Genomic DNA, 702 nt, shown 5'->3' with positions numbered 1-702 from the left:
GGCATAACAAAAGACAGAGGTAAGACGGCTGCAATTGTAAAAAGCCTGCGCGCCAATAGTGGTAACGCTGTTGGGTATGTTGACAGAGGTAATACCGCTGAAACCGGAAAACGCATAGTCCGGAATCCTTGTAACAGAACTTCCAATATTCAGCGTTGTAATGGACGAAAGGTTTCTAAACGCCGCGTACAGATGAACGGGACCACTATGATTTAACCAAGTACAATTTGTGGCATTGTAGTTCATCGTAGCAAGGGAGTTGCAACCTTGAAAGGCATCGTTTCCTATACTCATTATACCCTGCGGAATGGTTACCGAAAGAAGATTACTGCAATTCTGAAAAGCATACGACGGAATGATTTTAAGTCCGCTACCTATGCTTAGTGAAGTTGCTCCGCTACAACCATAGAAAGCATACTGATCCAGACTTGTTACATTACCGGGAATAGTAATGGAGGCAATACGGCTACAGCCCCTGAAAGCAGAAGCAGAAATGCTTGTAAGCCCACTACCGATGCTTAATGAAGTTGCGCCGCTGCAACCATAAAAGGCTGAACTGCCAATGCTTGTCACACTATTCGGAATAGAAATGGAAGTAATACCGTCACAACCATAAAACGCATCGGCAGCAATAGTGTCTACACTCGCTCCTATATTCAGTGTCATCAATGATGTACGGTTGTAAAATGCACTATTCAGTGA

General features: G+C 43.9%; 1 protein-coding gene. It reads right to left on the bottom strand.

Annotated features, from left to right (window positions below):
* Positions 1 to 699: leucine-rich repeat domain-containing protein (locus ASC50_RS06665; RefSeq protein ID WP_226995348.1), on the bottom strand; the 699-nt coding region annotated here is incomplete at its 3' end.
* Positions 700 to 702: the final 3 nt, after the last annotated feature.

It is taken from the genome of Candidatus Symbiothrix dinenymphae (genome assembly GCF_001431085.1).
The sequence above is the reverse complement of the archived record's forward strand: the minus strand, read 5'-3'. Positions and strand labels throughout refer to the sequence as shown.